Annotated in this window: 5 protein-coding genes; 3 read left to right on the forward strand and 2 right to left on the reverse strand. The window is 73.8% G+C overall.

Annotated elements, in window-relative coordinates:
- The 3 genes from ABEB07_RS26270 to ABEB07_RS26280 all read left to right on the forward strand — a co-directional run.
- Window positions 1-1,114, forward strand: a 1,114-nt coding sequence (locus ABEB07_RS26270; protein WP_345670577.1) for a glycerophosphodiester phosphodiesterase, incomplete at its 5' end; no start/stop codon positions are given.
- Between the two features lie 74 nt (window positions 1,115-1,188).
- The gene (locus tag ABEB07_RS26275; RefSeq protein ID WP_176148279.1) at window positions 1,189-1,695 is read left to right on the forward strand and encodes an RNA polymerase sigma factor; all 507 of its coding nucleotides are present in this window, start codon (window positions 1,189-1,191) and stop codon (window positions 1,693-1,695) included.
- A 45-nt stretch (window positions 1,696-1,740) separates the two neighbouring features.
- On the forward strand, window positions 1,741-2,244 hold the full coding sequence (locus ABEB07_RS26280) for a GNAT family N-acetyltransferase (RefSeq protein ID WP_176151879.1): 504 nt from the start codon (window positions 1,741-1,743) through the stop codon (window positions 2,242-2,244).
- 44 nt (window positions 2,245-2,288) lie between these two features.
- On the opposite strand, the gene ABEB07_RS26285 is transcribed toward ABEB07_RS26280, so the two are convergent.
- A complete protein-coding gene (locus tag ABEB07_RS26285) occupies window positions 2,289-2,720 on the reverse strand; it encodes a hypothetical protein (RefSeq protein ID WP_176148278.1) in 432 nt (143 codons plus the stop codon).
- 1 nt (window position 2,721) lies between these two features.
- On the reverse strand, window positions 2,722-3,081 hold the full coding sequence (locus tag ABEB07_RS26290) for a hypothetical protein (RefSeq protein WP_164584603.1): 360 nt from the start codon (window positions 3,079-3,081) through the stop codon (window positions 2,722-2,724).
- Window positions 3,082-3,213 lie beyond the last annotated feature (132 nt).

Here is a 3,213-nt window from a genome sequence, read left to right on the forward strand (position 1 = left end):
GCTCGGGCTGCCCGGCACGGCCTCGGCCGCGCCGGACCCGGCCGCCGCGACCGCGGCCGGCCGCCGGGGCGGCGGGCTGCACAGCCTGCCGACGCCCACGATCATCGGCCACCGGGGCGCGAGCGGCTACCGCCCCGAGCACACCTTCGGCTCCTACGAACTGGCCCTCGACCTCGGCGCGCACATCGTGGAGGCCGGCGACCTGGTACCCACCAGGGACGGCCACCTGGTGTGCCGGCACGAGCCGGAGATCGGCGGCACCACGGACGTCGCCGACCACCCCGAGTTCGCCGGCCGGAAGACCACCAAGACCCTGGACGGAGTGGCCACCACCGGCTGGTTCACCGAGGACTTCACCCTCGCCGAACTGAAGCGGCTGCGCGCGATCGAGCGCATCCCGGCCAACCGCCCGCACAACACCGTCTTCAACGGCCGCTGGGAGATCCCCACCTTCGAAGAGGTCCTGAAGTGGCAGGACGAGCAGACCCGCAGGCGCGGCCGCCAGGTGTGGATCTACCCGGAGACCAAGCACCCCACCTACTTCCGCGCGCTCGGCCTCGGTCTGGAGGAGCGGGTCGCCAAGCTGCTGCGCCGGCACGGCAAGGACCGCAAGGACTCGCCGGTCATCCTCCAGTCCTTCGAACCCACCAGCATCCAGCGGCTGAACCGGCTGGTGGCCAACCCGCTCGTGGTGCTGCTGTCCGACGCCGCCTCGCGCCCCTACGACTTCGTCGCCACCGGCGACCCGCGCACCGTCGCCGACCTCATCACCCCCAAGGGCCTCAAGGAGATCGCCTCCTACGCCCAGGGCATCGGCCCGACCCTCGACCTGGTCGTCCCCAAGGACGCCGCCGGCGACCTCGGCGCGCCGAGCACCCTGGTCCGCGACGCGCACGCCGCCGGCCTCCTCCTGCACCCCTACACCGTCCGCCCCGAGAACCCCTTCCTGCCGCCGAAGCTGCGCAAGGGCACGGCCAAGGACGCCTACGGCGACGTCTTCAGCCTCTACGGCGCCTACTTCGCCACCGGCATCGACGGCGTCTTCACCGACACCGCCGACCTGGGACTCCTCGCCCGCGAGGACTTCCTGAACGGCCGGTCCGTCAACCACTGACCCGACCCGCCCTCGTCGGAGTGAACCGCGGCCGTCCCGGCAACCCGCGCCGGGACGGCCGCGTCGTGCCGCATATGACACACGACCTGCTCACCGCCCTGCGCCCCCTGCTCCTGGCCGAGGCCTCGGCCGAGGCGCCCGCCGCCGGAACCGAGCCGGGCGATCTGGAACAGGCTGTCTGGCTGCGGCTGCTGGAGCGCCTGGAGGCGGACGGCCCGCCGCCCGACCCGCAGGGCTGGCTGCGCCGGGCGGTCCGCTCCGAGGCCCGTCGCACCCGACGCACCATCAGCATCGAACGCCCCTACGGCCTGGAGCCCGCCGACGACAGCGAACGCGGCCCCGAACACCTCGCCCTGGTGGCCGCCAGCGGCCGCGCCCTGCGCGACGCGGTGCGCCGGCTGCCCGGCCGCTGCCCCCGGCTGCTGGAGGCACTGCTGTCGCCGCGGGACCTCACCTACCGCGAGATCGCCGGGGAGTTGGGTATCTCACAGGGCAGTCTCGGGCCGGAACGCTCCAGATGTCTGGGATGTCTGCGGCGACTGCTGGCCCCGGAGGTTGCGGTCCGCGAAGCGCGGGGATAGGTGTGGGGGACGACAGGTGATCAGGTGAGCGGGAGGCGTGCGCACATGGGCATGAGCGTGACCATCTCTGCGGCGGCCGAGCAGGACGCGGAGCAGATCTTCAGGTTGCAGTACCTGTGCTTCCAGAGCGAGGCCGCGCTGTACGGGAACTACCGCATCGACCCGCTCGTGCAGAGCCTCGACTCGGTGCGCCGCGAGGTCGCCGACGACTGCGTCTTCGTGGCGCGGCTCGGCGAGGAGGTCGTCGGCTCGGTGCGGGGCCGGGTGACCGAGGACGGCGCCGCCGCCATCGGCACGCTCTGCGTCCACCCCCGCCTCCAGGGCCACGGCATCGGCGCCCGGCTGCTGCGCGCGGCCGAGACGGCGCTGGCCGACGAGCGCGGCGCGACCAGGTTCCGCCTGTTCACCGGCCACCGCAGCGAGGGCAGCCTCAGGCTGTACCGGCGCGTGGGCTACCGGACGGTCGGCACCTCCGAGGGCGACGACGGCGTACCGCAGATCGTGCTGGAGAAGCCGGCCGGCAGCGGGACGTACGTGGCCACCGCCTGACGCGGGGCGCGGCGCGGGACGCCGCGCCGGCGGGCGCCGCCGGCTCAGCCGGCCGCCGGCGCCTGCTCGCGCGAGCGGCGCAGCCAGTACAGCGCCGACAGCGGCAGCAGCACCGGGATGAACAGGTACTCCATGCCGTAGTCCGACCACACGGTCGAGTCGGCGAACGCCGACGGCTCCACCAGCGTCCAGGTCCCCACCCCGAGCACGCCCACCAGCTCGGCGGCGCAGCACACCAGCGCCGCCCTGCGGGCCGTCTCCCCGCCGCGCACCAGTGAGTAGGTGATGAAGCCGTAGACCACTCCGGCCACCGCCGACAGCGAGTAGGCCAGCGGCGCCCGGCCGAAGTCCGTCGCGATCTGGTACACGGAGCGGGACACCGCGCCGACCACCATCACGCCGTACAGCCACACCAGCAGCGTGCCCGGCCCGCTGATGAGCCGGTTGCGCGCGGGCTTCTCCTCCACGGCACTCATCTCAGCCTCCCCAGATGTCATAGAGCCGCACCTCCAGAACGGCCAGGACGACACCGCCGGCCGCGACCGTCACCGAACCCCAGCGGGTGCGCTCGCCCAGCGACATGAACCCGGCCGCCGGAACGCAGGCGAAGGCGCCCAGCAGGTACGCCACGAAGATCGTCGTCCCCTGGTCCGGCTTCTCGCCCCGCGCCAGCGCCACGATCCCGATCACCAGCTGGACCAGGGCCAGCAGCGAGACCACGGCCATGCCGATGAAGTGCCAGTCCTTCGTCGGCTGGTCACGGTAGGCCGCCCAGCCGCACCAGGCGGCGAGCAGCAGCGCGGCGACCCCGGTCACCAGGGTCAGGGCAGCAAGCATGCGGACGACCCTATTACGGCCCAAACCCCACCCCGCGCCCACCCCGGCCCGTACGCCCGCGCCCGCCCGCCCCCACCTCGGCCCGTACGCCCGCGCCCGCCCGCGCCCGGCCGCGTCCCGCGCGCCCGCGGC

Origin of the sequence: Streptomyces similanensis (assembly GCF_039543625.1) — a bacterium.
Lineage (GTDB): Bacteria > Actinomycetota > Actinomycetes > Streptomycetales > Streptomycetaceae > Streptomyces > Streptomyces similanensis.